Annotated in this window: 2 protein-coding genes; both read left to right on the top strand. The window is 61.1% G+C overall.

Going from position 1 to position 1,580, the window contains the following annotated elements:
* A partial coding sequence (locus ONB25_13960; GenBank protein MDZ7393989.1) for a M55 family metallopeptidase occupies positions 1-765 on the top strand: 765 nt, incomplete at its 5' end.
* 79 nt (positions 766-844) lie between these two features.
* A partial coding sequence (locus ONB25_13955; GenBank protein MDZ7393988.1) for an alpha/beta hydrolase-fold protein occupies positions 845-1,580 on the top strand: 736 nt, incomplete at its 3' end.

The raw sequence follows: 1,580 nt of genomic DNA, 5'->3' as shown, positions 1-1,580 counted from the left end.
ATCAGCGGCGTGGTCAACTGGGAAGAAGTGGACAGAAGCGGCAAGGACTATGACTACTTTCGCCGGCTCATGACCAAGGAGGCCAGTGCGGCGGTGGAGGGCGCCCTCGCCGCAGGGGCAACCGAGATTTTGGTGCGCGATTCGCACGGCTCGGCGCGGAACATCCTGCCGGAGGAGCTGCATCCGGCAGCGAGGCTGCTGCGCGACTGGTCGGGCGGCTTCAAGGGGATGATGGAGGGAATTGATGAGACCTTCTCCGCGGTCATTTTTGTCGGTTATCACGCCAAGGCCGGCACTCCGAATGCGCTTTTGGAACACACCATGAGCGGCAATATCGCCGACCTATCCATCAACGGCATATCGTTGCCGGAAGCTGGGCTCAATGCGCTCATCGCTGGACACTATAACGTGCCGGTAGTCTTTGTGGCCGGGGACAAGGCCATCTGCGAGCAGGTGAAACAACTCCTGGGCAACGTGGAGACGGTAGCGGTCAAGGAGGGGATTGGTAATGCTGCCCTATGCCTCCACCCTGAGGTGGCCCGCGAAAAGATCCGGCAAGGGGTGACGCGCGCCCTGCAGAACCTGACTCAGTACAAGCCCTTCAAGCTAAAAGCCCCCTACACCATGGTGCTGAAGCTCAAACGCGAGGAGCTGGTGCACGAAAAGTCGCTCTATCCAGGCGCCAAACGCACGGGCGACTGGGAGCTGACGTTTACCAGCAACGACCTGTTGGAGGTGGTGAAGGCTTTTGATTGGATGCACTGAGGCTGAGGGGCGAGTGGGGAAACGTCGAATTCTCTGACCAAGCCAAGGGGCGCTTGAACCAAGACAGCTGGAGGCCGCTGTGCGCAGGGGACTGGTGTTCCTGCTCTTCGTATGGCTCTGCCCTGGAGCGTGGGCCCAGTCGGGTCCGGAGCTGTTAGCCCGGATTTTCGATGCGCCTGAGTCGGAGCGACAGGCCCTGGTGGATAGTTTGGATAGGGTCTGTGCGCAATTCCCGCTTTTGGAGCAGGACTCGGTCGTGCATTTTCTATACCGGGGGCAGGCCAAGAGCGTAGCCGTGGCGGGGGATGCAACCGCGTGGCAGCCCCGCATCGTGCTGAAGAAAATTGCAGGCACCGACCTGTGGCACGCGCGCCAGGAGTATGAGCCTGATGCCCGGCTGGACTACAAACTGGTGCTTGACGATACCCTCTGGGTACTGGATCCGCGGAACCCTCATACTGTGCTAGGCGGGTTTGGGGCCAATTCGGAGCTGCGCATGCCGCAGTATGTACCGCCGGAGGAACTCCTGGCGCTACCCGACGGCCCTCGTGGCACGGTGCGCGACACGTCCTTCACCAGCAGCTTTCTTTCAGGCCAACGCACGGTATGGGTCTACTTGCCCCCGGGTTATCCTGCTCGCGGCAAGCGCTACCCTTTGGCCCTGTTTCATGATGGGAGCGATTATCTCAGGCTGGGAAATGCCCTGGAGGTACTGGACCGTCTCATCGAAGCCCGTCGCATCCAGCCAGTGGTAGCCGTGTTCGTCCCGCCGGGGGAACGGCAGCGCGAATATGCCGGCGACCGAAAGGAGGCTT

The organism is candidate division KSB1 bacterium (assembly GCA_034506335.1).
In the GTDB taxonomy this organism is placed as follows: Bacteria; Zhuqueibacterota; Zhuqueibacteria; order JANLFK01; family Oleimicrobiaceae; genus Oleimicrobium.
Note: the sequence above shows the minus strand (reverse complement) of the source record. Positions and strands in the feature narration are given on the sequence as shown.